The 20,837-nt window shown below is 52.0% G+C and carries 16 protein-coding genes and 1 riboswitch; of the genes, 3 read left to right on the forward strand and 13 right to left on the reverse strand.

Features of this window, described 5'->3' with window-relative positions; all coding sequences use genetic code 11:
- Window positions 1-11: 11 nt before the first annotated feature.
- From DWX59_RS06660 to DWX59_RS06675, 4 genes are all read right to left on the reverse strand, one after another.
- The gene (locus DWX59_RS06660; protein WP_117557417.1) at window positions 12-1,013 is read right to left on the reverse strand and encodes an ornithine cyclodeaminase family protein; all 1,002 of its coding nucleotides are present in this window, start codon (window positions 1,011-1,013) and stop codon (window positions 12-14) included.
- Between the two features lie 119 nt (window positions 1,014-1,132).
- Window positions 1,133-2,554 (reverse strand): amidohydrolase, encoded by a 1,422-nt coding sequence (locus tag DWX59_RS06665; protein WP_117557419.1) that lies wholly within the window; start codon window positions 2,552-2,554, stop codon window positions 1,133-1,135.
- Window positions 2,547-3,242 (reverse strand): hypothetical protein, encoded by a 696-nt coding sequence (locus DWX59_RS06670; RefSeq protein WP_117557421.1) that lies wholly within the window; start codon window positions 3,240-3,242, stop codon window positions 2,547-2,549. The genes DWX59_RS06665 and DWX59_RS06670 overlap by 8 nt, the downstream gene beginning before the upstream one ends.
- A 15-nt stretch (window positions 3,243-3,257) precedes the next feature.
- Window positions 3,258-3,962: a DUF5058 family protein gene (locus DWX59_RS06675; RefSeq protein WP_117557423.1), complete on the reverse strand. Its 705-nt coding sequence runs from the start codon at window positions 3,960-3,962 to the stop codon at window positions 3,258-3,260.
- A gap of 280 nt (window positions 3,963-4,242) precedes the next feature.
- Between DWX59_RS06675 and DWX59_RS06680 the strand changes: the two genes are divergently transcribed.
- Complete coding sequence (locus DWX59_RS06680; RefSeq protein WP_117557425.1) at window positions 4,243-5,181, forward strand: hypothetical protein; 939 nt, start codon at window positions 4,243-4,245, stop codon at window positions 5,179-5,181.
- A 97-nt stretch (window positions 5,182-5,278) separates the two neighbouring features.
- Here the strand turns inward: DWX59_RS06680 and DWX59_RS06685 are convergent, their stop codons facing one another.
- Entirely contained in the window at window positions 5,279-7,213 is a 1,935-nt protein-coding gene (locus DWX59_RS06685) for an EAL domain-containing protein (RefSeq protein WP_117557427.1), read from the reverse strand.
- A gap of 222 nt (window positions 7,214-7,435) precedes the next feature.
- Here DWX59_RS06685 and DWX59_RS06690 point away from each other — a divergent pair, with 222 nt between their 5' ends.
- Entirely contained in the window at window positions 7,436-9,418 is a 1,983-nt protein-coding gene (locus tag DWX59_RS06690; RefSeq protein ID WP_117557429.1) for a sodium-translocating pyrophosphatase, read from the forward strand.
- A gap of 109 nt (window positions 9,419-9,527) precedes the next feature.
- Here DWX59_RS06690 and DWX59_RS06695 read toward each other — a convergent pair whose 3' ends face one another.
- The 5 genes from DWX59_RS06695 to DWX59_RS06715 all read right to left on the reverse strand — a co-directional run bounded on the left by DWX59_RS06695 (window position 9,528) and on the right by DWX59_RS06715 (window position 16,020).
- Window positions 9,528-10,970 carry a family 1 glycosylhydrolase gene (locus DWX59_RS06695; RefSeq protein WP_117557431.1) on the reverse strand — a complete coding sequence of 481 codons (1,443 nt, stop codon included), beginning with the start codon at window positions 10,968-10,970 and terminating at the stop codon, window positions 9,528-9,530.
- A 25-nt stretch (window positions 10,971-10,995) separates the two neighbouring features.
- Complete coding sequence (locus tag DWX59_RS06700) at window positions 10,996-12,978, reverse strand: glucose PTS transporter subunit IIA (protein ID WP_117557433.1); 1,983 nt, start codon at window positions 12,976-12,978, stop codon at window positions 10,996-10,998.
- Window positions 12,979-12,983: 5 nt separating this feature from the next.
- Complete coding sequence (licT, locus tag DWX59_RS06705; protein WP_117557435.1) at window positions 12,984-13,829, reverse strand: BglG family transcription antiterminator LicT; 846 nt, start codon at window positions 13,827-13,829, stop codon at window positions 12,984-12,986.
- Window positions 13,830-14,079: 250 nt separating this feature from the next.
- The gene (gene thiC / locus DWX59_RS06710) at window positions 14,080-15,387 is read right to left on the reverse strand and encodes a phosphomethylpyrimidine synthase ThiC (protein WP_117557973.1); all 1,308 of its coding nucleotides are present in this window, start codon (window positions 15,385-15,387) and stop codon (window positions 14,080-14,082) included.
- A gap of 108 nt (window positions 15,388-15,495) precedes the next feature.
- Window positions 15,496-15,604: riboswitch (TPP riboswitch) on the reverse strand.
- A gap of 50 nt (window positions 15,605-15,654) precedes the next feature.
- Window positions 15,655-16,020, reverse strand: a complete 366-nt coding sequence (locus DWX59_RS06715) for a winged helix-turn-helix transcriptional regulator (RefSeq protein ID WP_117557437.1) — start codon at window positions 16,018-16,020, stop codon at window positions 15,655-15,657.
- Window positions 16,021-16,158: 138 nt separating this feature from the next.
- On the opposite strand from DWX59_RS06715, the gene DWX59_RS06720 reads away from it, so the two are divergent.
- Entirely contained in the window at window positions 16,159-17,199 is a 1,041-nt protein-coding gene (locus DWX59_RS06720) for a DUF2156 domain-containing protein (protein WP_227115747.1), read from the forward strand.
- Window positions 17,200-17,606: 407 nt separating this feature from the next.
- Here the strand turns inward: DWX59_RS06720 and DWX59_RS06730 are convergent, their stop codons facing one another.
- Genes DWX59_RS06730 through DWX59_RS06740 form a run of 3 tightly spaced genes read right to left on the reverse strand, consistent with a single transcriptional unit; the run spans window position 17,607 to window position 20,771 of the window.
- A complete protein-coding gene (locus tag DWX59_RS06730; RefSeq protein ID WP_117557439.1) occupies window positions 17,607-18,941 on the reverse strand; it encodes a GntP family permease in 1,335 nt (444 codons plus the stop codon).
- A 43-nt stretch (window positions 18,942-18,984) separates the two neighbouring features.
- On the reverse strand, window positions 18,985-19,500 hold the full coding sequence (locus DWX59_RS06735; RefSeq protein ID WP_117557440.1) for a LeuD/DmdB family oxidoreductase small subunit: 516 nt from the start codon (window positions 19,498-19,500) through the stop codon (window positions 18,985-18,987).
- Between the two features lie 11 nt (window positions 19,501-19,511).
- A complete protein-coding gene (locus DWX59_RS06740; RefSeq protein ID WP_117557442.1) occupies window positions 19,512-20,771 on the reverse strand; it encodes a 3-isopropylmalate dehydratase large subunit in 1,260 nt (419 codons plus the stop codon).
- Window positions 20,772-20,837 lie beyond the last annotated feature (66 nt).

Genomic DNA, 20,837 nt, shown 5'->3' on the forward strand with positions numbered 1-20,837 from the left:
TATATCGTTTCTTACCACCACAGTTCCATTCCAAGGCCCTCTGCCTTTGCCCGGATATATGCCTCCTTTGCCAGGCTGATATCAAAAACAGGCAGCCCGAAGGCATCAAACAGCACCTTTTCTTCCCTGGTGCCCCTGGGCACTGACAGCCGGCCGGACAGCACGGCTCCCAATGTCCCGGTAAGCCGCTGCTCCGGGAACTGCCCGGAACGGTAGTAACGGAACAGGGACTGGCCGCTGACATTTTTTGCTTCCTCCCAGGTATCCGCCACCACATGGCTGAAACAGCTGACTGCCTCTGAGGTTATCTCGTGATATCCGACATGGCAGTACAGGGATGCGGATTGCACCCTCTGGGCTGTTAAATACGGTTCCGGCGCCGAGGTGACCCCAATAATCACATCCGCTCCCTCCACTGCCGCGTCCACCGTGGACGCGGCATACAGCCTCATAGGGGCTTCCTGTTGGAAGCGGCAGACCAGCTGCCTGGCCCGGACCTCCCCCCTGCTCCACACCGCCACCTCCCGTGCCTGGGGCAGGGCATGGAATACTGCCTGAAGCTGCTGCACCGCCTGACCTCCTGCCCCGCATATGGCTACCTTTCCCACATGTTCCGGGGCCAGGCTGGAAAGTGCCAGGGCCGTCACCGCCCCTGTGCGCGCCGCGCCTATCCTGGTTCCGTTCATGACGGCCAGAGGCGTCCCCCTGTCCGGCCGGCTGAGTACGACTGCTGCCTGAATACGGGAAACATCCTCTTTTATATCTGCAAAAGCCCCGTGGGCCGTCCATTTTATCCCACATACATCACAGGTCCCGCCTACATATGCAGGAAGGGCATAACACGCCTGGTCTACCCCGTCCCCATGGATGCGCAGGGCAGATTCCTCAGCAATCCGGGCATCTCCCCGGTCAAAAAGCTGAAACGTGTGTTCAACCAGCTTTACCGCTGCCTCCATCTGACAAACCCCGGTCTTTGCCACATCTTCACCAGACAGCCATAATACTTTGTCCATCCTTTATCAACCCCTTTTCATTTTCGTTTTGGCCTGTTACTGACAGAAATGCCCGCCTATCAGGCATGATAGGCAAGGCATCCCCCCTGCATCCAGGATAACTCAATTTTGGTCACATACTAAGTAAAATCAGGCTTAAGGTCCAAAGGAAGGGGGCTGACATAGGGGACCTGCTGATTCTCATGGAAATTCTCCCAGGCCATCCGGATCAGCTCCGGATCCTCCAGCAGGCGCAGCCCTGACACTCCCAGCACCTTTGCCGCGCAGAGCATGCTGGCAAAACCCACGTGGTGTCCGCTGTATGCCGTCATCTGCCAGGAATGGCCCGGACATCCAATCCCCTGCCCCGCCACATAAATCTGATAGGTGGGCACCACATGGCTCACATCCCCCACGTCCGTGGAACCAGGAGCCACCAGCCTGTTTTCAATGACTTTATCAAATACAACGTCACAGAGGAATTTGTCATCGCCGTCCACGCCATACTCCTCTTTCATGATCCGGCGGTCACGTTCCAGCACATCCGGGTACGTCCGGGCCATCTGCCGGGCAAAGGCATGGTCCTCCTCCGTGAACTTTGGCGCACCTACATCCTTGTAAGCGGACAGCATGACCTTTTCCAGCACATCGTTTGGCATCACATTGCTGCAGCCGGTTAAAAATTCAATATCAAAGGTTGTCTGGGTCATAAGGGCCGCGCCCTTTGCACAGTCACACAGCCAGCGGTATACGTAATCCACGTCCTCCCGTTTGGGCGCCCGGATATAATACCATACCGTACACTCGTCAGGCACCACGTTTGGAACACAGTCGCAGATGGTAGTGTAGTGGAGCCTCACATCCGGTATCACATGCTCCCTCATATAATTGGCGGACACATTCATCAGCTCCACCGCATCCAGGGCGCTTCTGCCGTCAAACGGATGTCCTGCTGCGTGGGCCGCCTTACCGTGGAAATGGAACTTCACGGAATTCATACAGGTATAACACGCGCCCCAGGCTCCGTTGTAGGCATGGGAATGCCAGGTCATGGCACAATCCACATCCTTAAACGCACCGTCCCGCACCATGAACACTTTCCCTACCAGGGTTTCCTCGGCAGGACAGCCATAAAAGCGGACCGTCCCCTTCACCCTGCCTGACTGGATTGCATCCTTAAGCAGCAGCGCCGCGCCTGCCGCGCCTACCCCCAGATTATTATGGCCGCAGCCATGGCCGGGCTGCTCCGGCTCATCCGCATACTTTAGTTCCTTGTGTGCGGCAACCACCTGGTTCAGCCTGGGCAGGGAGTCATATTCCCCTAAATAGGCAATGACTGGGCCGCCCGAACCATACTCCGCACAGATAGCCGTTGGCAGTTCCCCCACGCCAAGCTGTACCCGGAATCCCTCGTCACGGAGGAAATCAGCGATGGCCCTGGAGGATTCCACTTCTTTAAGGCCTGGCTCCGCGTACTCCCAAATCCGCCGGGAAAGATCCACAAGGGCATCTTCGCGGTCATCCACCGAAGCAAGGCAGGCCTGTTCATTTTCCCTAATCATCTAACCACCCCGTTTTCATTAAAAGACGTCCGATAAAGATGGAACCAAACACACTGATAAGGATTGCCACCGAACTGTCAAACAGGCCGGTCTTGCTGATTATCAGCGTGATGATACCCAAAGGAACGGAAATAAGGGCGATTTTAGGAGTGTAGAGTACCATCTGCATCAGCATGGCGCCATAAAGGGCCGGTACCAGGAAGGTCAGGGCGCTTACAAAGGAAGCCGGGATCAGGCTGATGATCTGGACGCCCAGCAGCACGCCGATTGTCAGGATAGCCAGGTTCACCACAATGGATACGGCTACGCCTATGGTGGAAAAAACAGCGCCCTCCGGCGTGCCCTCCTCCACCCCTGCCGCCTTCTGCGCCACAGAGGAACAGGGGACGCGCAGGTTGGAGAGATTGCCGGACAGGAAAGCCATATAGGTTCCCGGAATCCCCAGCACGGGTTGGAAGGAAATCGGTTCAATAAAGTAATATACCAGGCATGCGCTGATACGGATGGTGGCAGCGGCAAGGATTGCATTCAAAGGGGGCATGATCTTAAACACCACTGCCAGGATCACCAGCGGTGCAAAGCTGACCACGACGCCGACCAGACTGGTAAGGCGGCCCCATTTAATACAGTAAGGAATATATTCCTTGTCATATACCTGCTGGATAGTCAGATTCTGATTATCATTCATTCCTGTTCCCTCCCGTTAAAAGATGCAGGCAAAAAGCACACCCACAATCATGGCAATGGTGGCGCTCCAGTTGGATACCCATTTGGCTTTGCGTTTTTTGTTCCAGGCAGTGAGCAGCCATATGGTCAGAGCCCCGCCCAGGACCGCAAAGATGGACTTATTGCTCATATCCACCGGGTACATTTTGTTGAAGGTCAGGCTGCAGTAACATCCCAGTGTCGCCGCAGCAGTGATGATTGGCAATGCCTTCGGATTGCCCCCGGCCATCCTGGTCCGAAGCCCGTCAATCTTGTGTGTAAACAGGCCTGACACAATAATCCATCCAACGCTGCCCAGGACCATGGCCCATACGCCATTGGCAAAGGCTTCTGCCGTCATGGAGGACTGTTCAAAGGCCACTCCCACAGCCTGGGCGCCTACATCCGCGGAAGTCATCTCAAACATGACCGCTCCGATGTAGGACAGACGCATCCATGCAATCGGCGCGCCCATCATGACCATCAGGGATACCATTCCCGCCAGGATGGACACGGAAGGCCCCACTGAAGCCGACGCACTGGCAATTACCGCGCTCTTAATCTGTTCCTCTTTCACACCCATGCGCTTTCCGTCCTTTAATGACCGCCTAAGGAGCAGAAAAACCTGCGCTGCCAGGACTGCCATGGGAATGGCAACCGCAAACCACATCCAACCACTGTTTGCAATGCTGAGATAATCCATTTACACATTTCCCCTTCCTCTACTGTTTTTTAAATCATCACTGATGATTTATTAATTTCATTATAACTACAACTTCACAAAAAAGCAACAGAATTTTTATATATTTTTTATTTTCCCTCTGCTCTCATGTAATTCTTGCTGCATCCTCTAACTGACCGTGCAGTCCCGCACAATATTGCGGGCCAGATTCCATCCAATTCTTAATTTTCAATGAATATCTTGGACATTTCCCCCATTTTACAGTACAATGATAATAACTCGTAAGAAGGAGGTAAATGCCATGAAAAAAAGGACATTTTTACTGGTCTTTCTCACAGCCATCCTGTCCTTGGGCATCTTCATACCGGCTTATGGCGAAGAAACCCTTATTACTTCTGTTCCCTTATCCTTTTCCTGGGATAAGGTGCCCAAAGCCGGAGACCTGGTAGGAGAGGTCTATGCCAATACCACCAGCAGACAGTTTACAGTGGAAGGGACTTCCTATTATAAAAGAGATGATACGTGGGTTTTCGGTGAACGTCCGGTTGTGGAAGTAGCATTATCTGCCAAGAGCGGTTACCGTTTTACAAGTAACAGCAGGAAGTATTTTTCCCTCTTTGGATGCGGAGCGCAGTTTAAAAAGGCCACCATGGATTCTGACGGCAACTCACTTGTGCTTCAGGTTACATTCCCCACCCTGGACAGCATGCTCCCGGCTTCCACTGCCGTTAGCTGGAGCAACAGCAACGCTGTGTGGGACGAGGTGGAGGGTTCCAAAAGCTATGAAGTCCAGCTTTACCGGAACAACCGCCTGATGTCAACGGTCAAGGCCAAACATGACCGCTTTGATTTCCGTTCCTACATCAATATGGAAGGTGACTATACATTCTGCGTCAGGGCATACGGCACATACAAATCACAGGCAGGCCCCTGGTCTGAGCGGTCAGAGCCATATACCGTCACCAAGGAAGATGCCTGGTATTTTGATAACGGGACATGGAAGAGGGACCGGATTGGACGCCGCTACGTCTATAAGAACAATGCATATCCCACCAACACATGGCGGTGCATCGATAATAAGTGGTATTATTTTAACTATGACGGATATGTACAGACCAACTGCTATATCAAGTCAACCGAGCTTGATTTTTATTACTGGCTTGGCCCAACCGGGGCATGGGACACGGACAAGGACACCTTTCACCCGGATATTACAAAGTATGAGATTATTAAAGAATGACGACTGCCAAGCGTAACGCATGTAAGGCATTTTACAGAAGACAGCCAGGAACATCCTGTTTTTAAGGAATTTCCTGGCTGCTTTTATATTTCTGCTTTTATTTTACTGCTGCCTTTAGGAACCCCTCCATCTCGTCCCCGGGCAGCGGCTTTGAATAATAATACCCCTGGATCTGCTCCACGCCCAAATCAATGACCATCTGCTTCTGCTCTTCTGTCTCCACGCCCTCTGCCACAACCGACATGCCCAGATCATTAAAGGCATGGACCATGTGTCTCATGGTCAATTCGGATTTCCTGTTGTCCATGGATGCCTGGACAAAACTCTTGTCCAGCTTGACCGTGCCAAAGGGAATGCGGATTACCGTTGCAATATTGGAATAACCGGTCCCAAAATCATCCAGCCCCATCCTGATTCCATGTTTCTTCATCTCTATGGCAAAATCCGTCACCACCTGCGGATTCTCCGCCAGGGTGCTTTCCGTAAACTCAATCTTCACAGCACCCATGGGCGTCCCATTGCGTTTTATGATGTCCAGCACCTTTTGCGCCAGATCCGGCTGTGAGAACTGGATGGCGGAAAAGTTGACATGGATGGCTTCTATGGGGATTCCCTTTTCCAACAGATGGTTAATATACCTGCACACCGTCTCCAGGATCACATAGGTAAGGTCAATGATAAGGCCTGTCTCCTCTGCAATGGGAATGAATTCAGACGGATAAACAGGGCCGATCGGCGTATGGTTCATCCGCATCAGGGATTCGGCAAACCTGAAGTCCCCGGTATCCACGGAATAAATGGGCTGATAGTACAGCTCTACCTTTTTTTCAGACAGCTGCTCCTTTAATACCTGGATGATCTGCTTCCTGCGCTCCAGCTTGCCAAGCATCTCCTGGTCACAGTAGAGTACCTGGCCGTACCACCCTGTCTTTGCCTGGTACACCGCATATTCAATGGCGCTGACCGCTGATTCCAGGGTATTCACATACCCGGAGCGCCGGATGATCCCAATGACCGCAGGAAGGATGAATTGATAATCCCTGTTCTGCCAGGGCAGTGCCATGCGGGCCTGTATATCCTCCACACATTTGGACACACGGCTGTCAACCCCCTCCTTGTCATCGGCAAACAAAAGCGCAAACTCATCACCGCTGAAGCGGTACACATTGCCCCGGGGCCCAATCCCGCACAGGAACCCGCACACTTCCTTCAGGAACTCATCCCCTCCGTGCTGTCCGCATACATTGTTGACCTGGCGGAAATCCCGGATGGAGACAACCATAAGCACAAAATCTTTCTCCGGATGCTTTTTTAACATCAGGTCCAGCATATTGAGAAGTTCCTGACGGTTGGGTACATTGGTCAGATAATCCAGGGAAATCTGGCGGTTCTGCAGATGGAGGTAAATGATGAGCAGGGCGCAGGTTGCGGCTGAACCTGAAAGGATGATTTCAGGATAGAACTGCTGGAACAGGATGACCAGCACGGCCAGGACCGGAAATGCGGCCAGTATATGATAAATCTGCCTGTCAATATAAATCCTGTTCCTGACAGCCACCAGGATGCAGCCCAGGCAATAGGCATAAAAGACAAAGTATGTAAGGAAAATGCAGCTCCCCTGCACATAATCCCCCTCAATTATATCGAACATACACCTGTTAAAGGGGTTTGACAGGACCAGTCCTGCATAGAACACTGCCGGTATGACCCCTGCCAGGACCATGGGTTTTAGCTGCGGCCTCTCCTCATAGATAATGGACACAACATAAAGATAATACACCAGACCCATGAGCGGGGTCAGGATAAAATAAACAGTGGTAACAGCCCAGGTCATCAGTACCGGCACCCGGACATAGTGGTAGAGCATGAACGTGGAAAGGATGTTGCTCGTCATGGCTGCAAAGGTTACGGTAAGACAGCCCTGGAACATCCGGTTCTTAAGACTTGGAAGATGGCTTCCTTTCCGTGAATATACCCATATGATTCCCAGGATAACTAATGATATTGATTCAGGAGCTATATTCCACCTCACTGTCCCCACCTGCCGTTTCCCATTTTTGCGTTCCTTTTATGTTCTATCATATACCCAAATTACATTTACAGCAATATCCAATTTGAAAAGAATATTTTGTAATATATTTCCGTTTGCAATATTTTTTAGATATTCTAAAAGTTTTTGTTGATAATTTCTACTATATTTGTTACAATTCATGGAGAGGCAATCTACAATATCAACAAAAATCAGGAGGGTATTATGAAACAAATGTTATTTTTAGTCCCATTGGTAGGTCTTGCAGGCCTGTTGTTTGCTGTCTTTCTAAGGCTTTATGTAATCAGACAGGACCCGGGCAATGACAAAATGAGGGAGATTGCAGATGCAATCGCAGAAGGCGCAAGAGCCTTCCTCACATCTGAATACCGTATACTTATTGTCTTTGTTGCCATATTATTTGTTGTAATCGGGCTTGGGACCCGCAGCTGGGTAACCGCCGGATGTTTCCTGGTTGGAAGTATTTTCTCCACCACTGCCGGTTATCTGGGCATGAGCGCGGCTATCCGCGCCAACTGCCGCACCGCCAACGCGGCCCGTACCTCCGGTATGCGCCAGGCCCTGTCCCTTGCATTTTCCGGCGGCAGTGTCATGGGTATGGCCGTGGTTGGCCTTGGCCTGATGGGCGTGGGCGCGCTTTATATCATCACCAGGGATGTGTCCGTCCTGTCCGGCTTCAGCCTGGGCGCGTCCTCCATTGCCCTGTTTGCCCGTGTGGGCGGGGGTATCTATACAAAGGCAGCCGACGTGGGCGCTGACCTGGTGGGTAAGGTAGAGGCAGGCATCCCTGAGGACGACCCCCGCAACCCGGCTGTCATTGCTGACAATGTAGGCGACAACGTAGGGGATGTGGCAGGCATGGGTGCGGATCTGTTTGAGTCCTATGTGGGTTCCCTTATCTCTGCCCTGACCCTTGGGCTTGTATTTTATCAGGAAGCCGGCATCCTGTTCCCGCTGCTGCTTTCTGCATCCGGCATCGTGGCTTCCATCATAGGCGCGCTGCTGGTTAAGGCCATCGGCAACACCGACCCCCACAAGGCGTTAAAAACCGGGGAATACAGTGCAACCGCGCTGGTGGTCATCAGCGCCCTTGTCCTCAGCCGCACCTTTTTCGGCAATTATCTTGCGGCCCTGACCATTATCACAGGCCTGTTTGTAGGCGTCATCATCGGATTTGTCACGGAAATCTACACCTCCGGCGATTACCGTTTTGTAAAAAAGGTGGCCGCGCAGTCCGAAACCGGCTCAGCCACCACCATCATCAGCGGCCTTGCAGTAGGCATGCAGTCAACGGCCATCCCCATCCTTCTGGTATGTATCGGCATCCTTATATCCAACCGGCTTATGGGACTTTACGGAATTGCCCTGGCAGCTGTGGGAATGCTTTCCACCACCGGGATCACGGTTGCCATTGACGCCTACGGCCCCATTGCTGACAATGCGGGCGGGATTGCGGAAATGGCCGGCCTGGACAAATCCGTGCGTGAAATCACCGATAAGCTGGATTCCGTGGGCAACACCACTGCTGCCATCGGCAAGGGCTTTGCCATCGGCTCCGCCGCACTGACCGCCCTGGCCCTGTTTGTGTCCTATGCGGAGGCAGTAAAGCTTAGCACCATTGATATCCTGAACGCCCATGTCATCATCGGCCTGTTCATCGGAGGCATGCTCACCTTCCTTTTCTCTGCCATGACCATGGAGTCTGTTTCCAAGGCAGCCCATCAGATGATTGAAGAAGTACGCCGTCAGTTCAGGGAGGATTCAGGAATCCTGAAAGGGACATCCAGGCCGGATTACGCTTCCTGCGTATCCATCTCCACCAACGCGGCCTTAAAGGAAATGTTCCTGCCCGGTCTCATGGCAGTGCTGGCGCCCCTGGCCACCGGACTGATTCTTGGCCCGGACGCCCTTGGCGGCCTGCTTACCGGCGCCCTTGTGACCGGTGTCCTGATGGCAATCTTCATGTCCAACTCAGGCGGCGCCTGGGATAATGCAAAAAAATACATCGAGGAAGGCAACCATGGCGGAAAAGGCAGCACGGCCCACAAGGCAGCCGTGGTTGGCGATACGGTAGGCGATCCCTTTAAGGACACCTCAGGACCTTCCATCAACATTCTGATTAAACTTATGACCATTGTATCCCTTGTATTTGCCCCGCTGTTCCTGCAGTACGGAGGCTTACTCTGATACGGATGCGCCACGGCAGAACGGGTTCCCGCCAGACAAAGGCAGGAACCCGTTCACTATTCCATGGTTTTTCAAACGAACCGATTTTATCCGGCAGTCAGGCGCCTCCTCATCCGCAATGACAACCAGGCTTTGAAAGATTTCCTCCGTTGGATCCAATGGTTTCCTTAAACCAGTAAAAGGATTCCTTGGCATGGCGCGTCCCGCTTCCGCTTCCGTCATCATCCTGGTCCACATAGATGAAGCCATAGCGTTTCTTCATCTCCCCTGTGGTGGCGGAAACCAGGTCAATGGGGCCCCACATCAGATATCCGAAGCATTCCACGTCGTCCTCCTCCACGGCCAGCTTAAGCTGTTCCAGGTGGAGCCTCAGATACTCAATCCGGTAGCTGTCATCCACGGTCCCATCTTCCTTAAGTGTATCCACTGCGCCCAGGCCATTCTCAGTCACAATCAGGGGCTTCCCGTATTTGCGGTACACTGCGTTCAGGAGATAGCGAAGGCCTTCCGGGTCAATGGCCCAGCCCCATCTGCTCTGCTTTAGATAAGGGTTCTGGATGCCCCCGAACAAGGTTTCCTCCCCGTCTTCCCCATCATGGTGGCCAACACTGGATGAGTAATAGTTAACGCCGATGAAATCAATGACGCCATTCTTAAAGCTTTCCGCGTCCTCCTCCACACCGTCTAAAAAAATGCCCATTTTCTCATATTCCTTCCGCTTATACCTGGGGAAACACCCCATGCACATGGCGTCCGCCTGATAAAAATCACGGTACATCTCCTGAAATGCCCGGAACGCGTTCCCCGGCCTGCAGTCATAGGCATACACGGGCTGAAGTCCGAATACACATCCAATCTGGTTTTCCGGGTCTATCCTGTGCCCCAGCTCCACCGCCTTTACGCCGGCCACCGTCATATTATAGCCTACGGTGGCCAGTGTCCTGGCCGGATCCTCCATTTCCGAGAACTTCAGTCCTGCTATCATGTAAGTGAATATATCTGAAGCCTGGGTGGCAGGGTCAATATGGTTCATCTCATTGAAGGTGACCCAGTACCTTACTTTTCCCTTCAGGGCCTTAAACATGGTGCCGCAGTACCTGAGATAAAAATCAATGACCTTCCTGTTGGTCCAGGAGCCATACTCCGTCACCAGGTGATAGGGCAGTTCAAAATGGTACAGGGTAATGATTGGCTCAATCCCATGGCGGCGTAATTCATCCACCACATCCGTGTAATAGCGGATGCCTTCCTCATTGGGTGTTTCTTCATCCCCCAGGGGATAAATCCTGGACCAGTCCACGGAAATGCGCAGGGCCTTAAAGCCCATCTGCGCAAACAGCCCGATGTCCTCCCTGTAACGGTGGTAAAAGTCAATCCCCTTGTGGGATGGATAATATTTTCCGTCCTCAATTTCCTTACAGATTTCCCTTGGCACTTCATGGGAGCCGCTGGTCACCAGGTCCATGATTGCGGTTCCCTTACCGCCCTCACGCCATGCTCCCTCACACTGGTGGGCAGCAATGCTGCCGCCCCATAAAAAGTCTTCCCTCATCCTTATCTGCTCCTCTTTCTGTCTTTTAAAATACAACGCTCAGGCATTCTTCATCTAAACGGATGGTTTCACATACAGCCGGGATCACATCCAGGAACTGGGCCGTATTGGTGATGATGACCATGATGGTGGTATCATAACCTTCCGCCTCAATGGCTTTCATATCCGCTTCCACCAGCAGCTGTCCCCGCTCCACGCGCTGTCCCTGTTCAATGTGGGCCGTAAAATACTTACCGTCCAGCTGGACCGTGTCAATGCCGATATGGATCAGCAGCTCCACGCCGGAATCGGTTTTGATTCCAATGGCATGTTTGGTCGGGAACAGGCATGCCACCTGGCCGCTTACCGGCGCATGGACCTGATTGCAGGCCGGTTTTATGGCAATCCCCTTTCCCATGGCCCCGCTGGAAAATGCCATGTCCTTTACCTGGGACAGTTGGACCACCTGGCCTTTTGCCACAGCGCTTAAACACTCTTTGTGAAGGTTTTTGTTTTCCGCGGTTTTTACGTCCGTATCACCGGCGTCGGAACCCTCTGCTTTAGACCCCTCTGCGCCAGAACCGTCCGCACCGGCTCCTGCCGCACCAAAACCATCCGTGCCCATGCCGGCCGCCTGCGCCAAGCGGGCCTTCCCAAACCGGAACAAGGGCCTTCTTGTGTCCTGGGTCTCCCCCTCTGGCACGCAAAGGATGAAACCTGCAATGGCCGCTGCCACGAATCCAATGATAACCGCAGCTATCATATAATAGAAGTTATTGAAATCATTGACGCCGATATAGGAAGGAAGTCCTGCCAGGCCCCAGGCCATGGTGTAGGTCTTAACCTCCATCAGGCCTGCAAACAGGCCTCCCAGGCCGCCGCCGATTATGACGGCCAGGAACGGACGGCGGTATTTTACGAAAGCGCCGAACACGGCCGGTTCCGTGCAGCCCAGGATTGCAGAGAAGCTTACGGTTCCGAACAGTTCCTTCTGTCTTGGGTCCTTGGAACGGAGGAAGTATCCGAACATGGCTCCTCCCACCGCGATATCAGAGATGGTGCAGGCTGCCAGGAACAAGGGGTCATACCCCATTTCCGCCAGGAATGCCATGACAACCGGCATGATGAAGTTTCCCGCACCCATCATGATCAGGAAGGGCTGGATGGCCGCGTAAAAAGCCACCACGCTCCAGTTGCCCAGTGTATTGGCCAGGAAGGTGCACACAAAGCTGATTCCTTCGCCAATCCAGGTTCCGATGGGACCAAAGAACATCAGGGTAACAGGCAGGGTTATCACCAGTGTAAATACCGGAATCAGGAAATACTGCAGAAGGTTCGGTATGATTTTCTTTAAAATCGCCTGCACATATCCCATGAACCATACTGCCAGCAGGATTGGGATAAAGGAACTGGAATAGGTTATGGCCGGAAGCGGGATTCCAAACACGCTAAGGCCTTCCACCCCGTTTATGGAAGATGACAGCAGGGTTGCCGCCAATGCCACTGCAAGATAAGGGCTGGCATTCAGCCGCTTGGCGCAGGCCATGGCCATGAATACGGGAAGGAAGAAGAACACGGCCCCCCGGATGGAATCCAGCACAATATAGGTGGGGCTGTCCGCCGACACCAGCCCGGTCAGGGATACCAGGGACAAAAGCCCGGCCAGCATGCCTGCCGCGATAATAGGCTCCAGCAACGGGGTCATGGATTCCGACACCAGGTCAAGAGCTGCCTTAAACGGGTTCTTCCTGCCCCCGGTCCGTGAATCCGGCGCCTGGCCGCTGATTCCCAGCATGGAAACCAGCTCCTCATGCACCTCTGAAACATGGGTGCCGATGATGATCTGGTATGCCACGTCATTGGAAACCACGTCAATGATCCCATCCATGGCTTTAATCTCTTCGGTCTGCGCCTTGCTCCTGTCCTTCAGCGTAAAACGGAGCCTTGTCATGCAGTGCACCACGGCGCTGATGTTATCCCTGCCGCCCACCAGGCGGATGATATTTTCATTCAATGTCTGATATTTCATCACTCTTACTCCTTCTTTTCCATACGGTTGGTAACCCTGTGTATATGCAGGATCAGATATGTTTCTTCATCAATTGTAAGTTCCATTTTAAATGTTTCCTTCACATATGCCCGGATTTTCCCGGCACACCCATACGCGGCGGGATACAGCATCCTGACCTGGGAGTTCAGCGCCTTGTCATTGTCCTCAAATACCTGTCCGGCCTGCAGGCGCTGTATGAAATACTGCAGATGGGTGATAAGGCGCATATAGTTCACGGACGACTCATCCAGACGTATGTTATAGTGGTACTGGATGATGGACAGGATGTCCTTAAGCACCTGCATGGCCTCTATGGTCTCCTTAAGGTCCTTTCCCTCGGACTGCAGGTTCACAAAATGGAGGGCGATGGACACCGCCTCATCCTCAGGGAACTCCACATGGAACCGTTCCTTTAACAGCTTCAGCGCATGCAGGCCGACCTGGAAATGCCCGGGGTAGAATTTCTTTACCTCCCAGGTCAGGGGGCTGCGGATGAACTGGCCTTTTCCCGCCCGTTTCAGTGCAAAGTCAATATGATCCAATAAGGTCAGATATAAATAATCATTAGCCTTCTGCCCCAGCAGCTGTTCTCCGGATGCAATGACATCATTGACAATGTTCAGATATTCTTCATCCGTATTGGCAAGCAGGTAGCTGAAATGCTCCAGCATGTCATTGGAGTCTAATACATATGTTTTCTCAATCTCATCTTCTCCTATGGATTGGCCGGCCTTTTTTCTGAATGATATGCCTTTGGAGTAAACAATCAGTTCACTGCCCCCTTTTTTCACCACTGCAACATTGTTATTTAAAATCTGACTTATCTTCACAACAAATCCTCCTTTCCAGAAAAAAAAACTCAAACTACACGGAAAATAAAAATTTTCAGTGTAATCTGAGTTCTGCCTGCATACCAGTAACATACTCACTTCGTGACTCCCTAGTCACATAAGTTTTCTTTTCTAAGTTTTTCTCTGGTTTTTATTCTATATAATAATTCTTACAATGTCAAGCCCTATTTCCAATCAATTTTATGGAAAATTTACAGTGCCTGGAAGGCTGGCATTTCAAATCCTCCTGTCATTCATCAAATATGCTGACAATCTCCCCGCTCAGTATCCGGTTCATATTCTTAACCGCGCAGAAATTGCCGCACATGGAGCAGGTATCCTCCTTTTCCGGCTTTGCGGACGCCCGGTACCTCCTGGCCTTTTCCGGGTCAATGGAGAGCTGGAACATGCGCTCCCAATCCAGGTTCTTACGGGCAGTGCTCATCTCATGGTCCCACCGGGAGGCTCCTTTGACGCCCTTTGCAATATCTGCTGCATGGGCCGCGATCCTGGATGCCATGATTCCCTCTTTCACATCCTCCAGGTCCGGCAGCCGCAGATGTTCTGCCGGGGTCACGTAGCAGAGGAAGGAGGCCCCGCTGGCAGCAGCCAATGCCCCTCCGATGGCGGCAGTTATATGGTCGTATCCCGGCGCAATATCCGTTACCAGCGGCCCCAGGACATAAAAGGGCGCGCCCTTGCAGATGGTCTGCTGTATCTTCATATTGGCCTCAATCTGGTTTAAGGGCATGTGACCCGGGCCTTCGATGATGACCTGGACATTCTTATCCCATGCCCTCTGGGTAAGCTCCCCCAATGTCACCAGCTCCTCTATCTGGGAAATGTCCGAAGCGTCCTCAATACATCCGGGGCGGCATGCGTCCCCCAGGCTCAATGTCACATCATACTCCTGGCAGATGTCAAGTATCTCATCAAAATGTTCATAAAACGGGTTCTCCTGCCCTGTCATCTCCATCCATGCAAATATGATGGAACCGCCCCTGGAAACAATATTGGTAAGCCGCTTGGCCTGTTTAAACCGCTGCGCGGTCCGCCTGTTTATGCCCACATGGATGGTCTGGAAATCCACCCCGTCCTCCGCATGCATTTTCACGATATCAATCCATTCACGGGAGGTGATATCCTTTAGCGGCTTGTGATAATACACCACGGCGTCGTAAATGGGAACCGTGCCTATGATGGCCGGGCATTCACGGGTCAGCATCTTCCTGAAGGTACGGGTGTCCCCAAAGGAGCTTAGGTCCATGATGGATTCCACTCCCATACGGACCGCGTCATTTACCTTGTGCAGTTCCATATTCAGGTCCTTACAGTCCCTGGACGTCCCCAGGTTAACATTAATCTTTGTTTTCAGCATGGAGCCGATTCCGTTTGGTTCAAGGCATCCATGCTTTCTGTTGGCAGGAATGGCCACCTTCCCTTCCGCCACCAGCCTCATCAGTTCTGTTGGTTCAAACTGTTCCTTTGCAGCCACCTTTCCCAGCTCCTTTGTCAGGATTCCCTTTCTGGCCGCATCCATCTGTGTTGTGTAGTCCATGTTTTTCCTCCTCATCTTTTTTGGTAAATAAAAATGGCCCGCTCCGTCAAGGAATGGACCATGAATAAACTCATGCGCTGCATCTGCCGCGCAGTCTGATGCACGGTTGATGTATTTCCATATTTTCCCTACGTTGGCATTATCCAAATCAGGTATAATAGGTCGAAGTTCGATTACTTCCTCTCAGCCTGCTTCACAAGCTCCCTGTTGTAGTCATATCATATTAAAACTTCTGATATCCGTATCATCAGTTTATTCGGTATTGTCTCAAATGTCAACCTTTTTCTGCGTCCTCCTGGAAGGCAGGCGGTGCTTCTCCCCCCACTCGCACATCATGTCCAGGATGGGAATCAGTGATTTGCCCCGTTCTGTCAGGCTGTATTCCACCTTGGGCGGTATCTGGGGATATTCTTCGCGGTGCACCAGCTGGTCGCTCTCCAGTTCCTTCAGCGTGACGCTGAGCGTCTTATATGAGATTTCCCCAATGTACTTTTTCATCTCATTGAACCGCACCACCCCAAATTCCATAAGGGTGTAGAGAATCGTCATCTTATATTTGCCATTGATCAGGGACAGGGTATAGCTGAATCCGGTCTCTCCAAGGTTGGCCTGTGATATGGAGCATTTTCCCATAGTACACTCTCCTTCAGGTAAGTACTATACTTTTATGTTAGTACCGCACCTTGATGTTCGTACTTGTATTTTATAGTGATACTGTTAAAATTATAATATGTCTAAAAAGAAAAGTCAATGACGGAGCGTAATCAGATAATGGATAAAACATGCACTAAAAAACAGGGCTGCCCTTGTGTCAGCCAATGCTGTGCAAAGACCGGCAGCTATCAGGTTTCAGGAAATACGGCCCTGTCCATGGATTGGGACGGCAATGCCCCAAGCATCCTCCACAGCACCCCCCTTACATTCAGGGAACTTTCCATCAGGGACCGTTCATGGATGGCCCCAATCCTTGCGGCTGAGGACAGCCTGGCATCCGACGGATGCTTTGGCACATTCTATCTCTGGGGCAGGGCCTATGGGATGACTGTAGCGGATGCAGGTGACCGGATGATTGCAAAGTACCGTACAGAGGATGGCCTGTTCTTCTCCTATCCGGCCGGCAGCAATACCCTGAAGCCTGCGGTCACCCATATGAAGCGGCTGGCAGAACAGCTGGGGCAGCCTCTCTTAATCAAAGGCGTGACCGAAGCACAGAAGCAGTGCCTCCTGGCTGAATTCCCCGCGCAGTTCCAATTTGAGGAGCTGCGGGACAGCGCGGATTATATCTATGAGGCCGGAACCCTTGCCAGTCTTGGCGGGAAAAAGCTGCACAATAAACGGAACCACTGCAACCGCTTTGAGCAGGAATGTCCGGACTGGCATTTTGAAGTGCTGGGGCAGGAACACATAGAGGCCTGCCTTGCACTGCTGCAAAGCTGGGAAGATAATCATGAAGGACTTGAAAGCGGTATGCCGGAAGCGGAAAAAGAAGCCATCCTCAGAGCCTTCAGGCATTATGATGCCCTGGGACTTACAGGCGGCGTCCTCTATGCCGGTGACCGGCTTCTGGCATTTACCTTTGGGGAGCCGGTGGGCAGGCATGGATTTGATGTGCGGTTCGAAAAAGCCGATATCACGGTCCACGGCACATACCAGATGATTAACCGTGAGTTTGTCCGCCACCTGCTTAAGGCCTACCCCGGACTGCGTTATATCAACCGCGAGGAAGATATGGGGATGGGGAACCTGAGAAAGGCCAAGGAATCCTACTATCCTGCATTTATGCTGAATAAATATGCGGCCCGCTGGGAATAAGCGGACCGCATATCCATATATGGGAGCAGACGGAACCTTCACCCCTGCTTCCTGTAACCCTGCTTCATCTCCCCTGTTCCATCCCCTTCCTGTCCGCCTCCAGTATCCCTTTCCTGATTGCCTCAAATGCAGCGGGCGCGTATCCAATCCGCTCCACGCAGGCACAGAAACTCCGTCCAGATAAACAGGGTCAACCACAGGCGTATGCCCCACAATGGCCAGTTTCCCACTGTACCCATTCCCCTCAGCACCATCCCTGTCCCATAAAAGGATATCGGCAGTGTTGTCCTCCGTTTTTTCCGTCCGCACCCCTGCACGGGCGCAGATAAAATCCTTTGTCCAGTCCTATTCCCCTATGATGATTATATCTGAAACTGACTGGAAAGCATAGTTGATTTTAATATTCCCTACAGCCAGAGGCTGCAGATAAAGGTGGCGCACAGGCCCCCCAGGGACATCATCACATTGCTGATGGACAAGGTCTTAAGTCCTGTCTCCATATCAAATCCCATACAGTTGGTATATACCCAGAAATAACTGTCATTTACATGGCAGCAGGCCCGCGCACCTGCGCCGGATGCCAGGAATATGAGGATTGGATTAAGACCCAGGCTGGCTGCAATGGGCGCGCACAAGGTGGCTGCGGTTGTCACGGCTACGGTGCCTGAGCCCTGGACTATCTTTAACAGTCCGGAAATCACGAAAGGTATGAGGATAAATGGCAGCCCGGTATTCACTACCATCGCAGCAAGGCTGTCACCTGCGCCGGATACCTTTAACACCTGTCCCAGAGCACCTCCTGCAGCAGTGATGAATACAATGGGTCCGGCATCCTTTAAGGTTTTGTCCATGATTTCCAACACCTTCTTACCTCCCAGTCTTTTTCCAAGGGTTGCCATAGCAAGCACTGCACCGATTGCCAGGGCAATATTGGAGTCCCCGATAAAAGATGTGACGGTAAGCAGCAGAGAACCTTCCGGGCACAGCATGTCGCATGTTGTCTTTCCAAGGATCAGAAGAATCGGCACAACCAATGGAAGAAGGCTTGCCATGGTTCCCGGAAGGTCTGTTTCATCCTCAATATCCAGACCCTCCTCCTCTTTTTTCCCAGATTCCTGGAAGGAATAAAAGCTGGAAGGTTTGTTGCGGAAATATATCTCTGCAAACCCCCATCCGAATAAGGTCATGAAAACCGCTGCAAACGCCCCGTACATGATTGCCTGCCCGATATCAATCCCAAGAAGCCCTGCCGCTGCCAGAGGGCCTGGCGTTGGCGGAACATACACATGGGTTGCCAGCAGGCCTGCTGAAAGACTGACCGCCAGGATTGCCAGGGGTATCCTGGTCTTTTTGTGGATTGCCTTTACAAGCGGCGTCAGGATGACAAAGGCTGCATCTGAAAATACAGGTATGGACACGATATAACCAGTGATTGCCATGGCCAGTCCTGCGCGCTTCTGTCCCACCAGCCGGACCGCGTCCAGCGCCATGCGGTTGGTTCCCTTTGCCGCATCCAGATAATTGCCCAGCATGATCCCGAAAATAATGATGATGCCAATACTTTTGACGGTTCCGGAAAATCCGCCTGTGATGGCCCCGATTGTGTCAGCTCCTGTCATTCCGGACAGCAGTCCCATGACAAGTGCGGTTGCAAGCAGTGAAATAAACGCATTGGCCCTTACCTTGAGGCACAGGAACAAAAGCACGGCCATACCTATTATAAATACAAACTCCATTGGCATAATTGAATCCCCCTATTTTATTGATTTGTGTTCGTCCTTTTTTTCATCCTTCTTTTTCATCCTTCTTAAACCTTTCCCGCATCAAGGGCTTGATTCCTCCTGCCTCCAGGATGTTAAGCGCATGCTCACCCAGCTGCTCACAGGCATAAACCTTACCTGTTTCTTCCACTGTAACCGTGCCTTTTCTTATGTCCAGCTTCAAAGTCTGGCCGTCACGGACCTCTTTGCTTATGCCCTTACATATAATCAGGGGCAGCCCCAGGTTAATGGAGTTGCGGAAGAAAATCCGTGCAAATGAATCAGCCAGCACAGCAGACGCACCCATGTTAAGCAGGGCAATGGGCGCATGTTCCCTGCTGGAACCACATCCGAAATTAGTGCCTGCGACCACCATACCTCCTTTCGGGAATGAGGAGGCAATGGATTCATCCACCCCGCCCAGACAGTGGCTGCCAATCTCCCCAGGGTCCGTAATTGCCAGGAACCTTCCCGGATAAATCTGGTCCGTGTCGATGTTATTGCCCAAAACAATGATTTTTCCTGTCATCTCTGTATTCATCTTATTGCCTCCTATAAATAATCCCGCGGGTCTGTAATACGGCCATTGATGATACTGGCCGCCACGGTGGCCGGGCTCGCCAGATATATGGATGCCTGGTTGGATCCCATCCGTCCCGGGAAGTTCCGGTTGGTACTGCTGATGCAGGTTTCACCCGGCGCAATGATTCCTTCATGGGCGCCCAGGCAAGCGCCGCACCCAGGCGTGGTTATGGTTGCCCCTGCATTCATCAAATCCTGTATGTATCCTTTTTCCATACAGGAAAGCATGACCTCAGAAGATGCCGGCACCACCACCAGCCTGCTGTACGGAGGTATGTGTCTTCCCTTCACGATCCTGGCCGCAACTGCGATATCCTCCTCACGTCCGCCTGTGCAGCTTCCTATGTATCCCTGATTCAGCTTTATCTCCCGGTTTGCAGTCACATGGGCCAGCGTATCCACATTATCAACGCTGTGCGGGCATGCCAGCTGGGGTTCCATTCCTGACACATCGAACACATGGCTTTCGCCATACTCAAAGCCAGGGTCCGTATCCTGTACCTCAAAAGGGCGTACCGCACGTTTTGACACATAATCAAGGACATCCTGGTTCGGCTGCATATATGCGGTCTTCGCCCCCATCTCCACAGCCATGTTGCAGATGACCATCCTGCCCGCAACATTCAGGCTCTCCACATAGCTTCCGGTAAAGTCAATGGCCTTATAAACAGCGCCGTCCGCCTTTATCCTGCCCAGGACATTAAGGATGACATCCTTTGGGAATACTCCCTCAGGCGCTTTTCCTTCCAGACGTACCTCAATTATCTCCGGAACCCGGAACCACAGCTCCCCTGTCATCAGGATTGTGGCCATATCTGTTGCACCGCAGCCCGTTCCCATGGCTCCAAAGGCGCCGTGGGTCGTGGTATGGCTGTCCGTAGCCACGATTATCATTCCCGGATAAATCACCCCGGCCTCAGGCATCACCTGATGGCAGACCCCGCAATTGGTGTCAAAATGATACTTTAGCTGGTTCTTCCTGGCAAATTCCCTCATTTCCCCGTGGTTGGCCGCACTTTTAATATCTGGCGCAGGTGCATAATGGTCAAATACAAATGCTGCCCGGGTGTTATCCCAGACCTTCTCCCCGCCCATTTCATAAAAGGAATACACGGTCTGCAGATACAGGTCGTTGATCTCAGCAAAATCAATCTTTGCAGTGATGATTTCCCCGGTCTTTACATGGGTACGGCCGCTGTTCTTTGCAAGAATCTTTTCAATTGCATGCATTTTTTCTCCTCCTTCACTCCGTAAAAATCGTATATCGTATACGATATTCAATCTACGTGTTAAACA

It is taken from the genome of Enterocloster aldenensis, assembly GCF_003434055.1.
Lineage (GTDB): Bacteria > Bacillota > Clostridia > Lachnospirales > Lachnospiraceae > Enterocloster > Enterocloster aldenensis.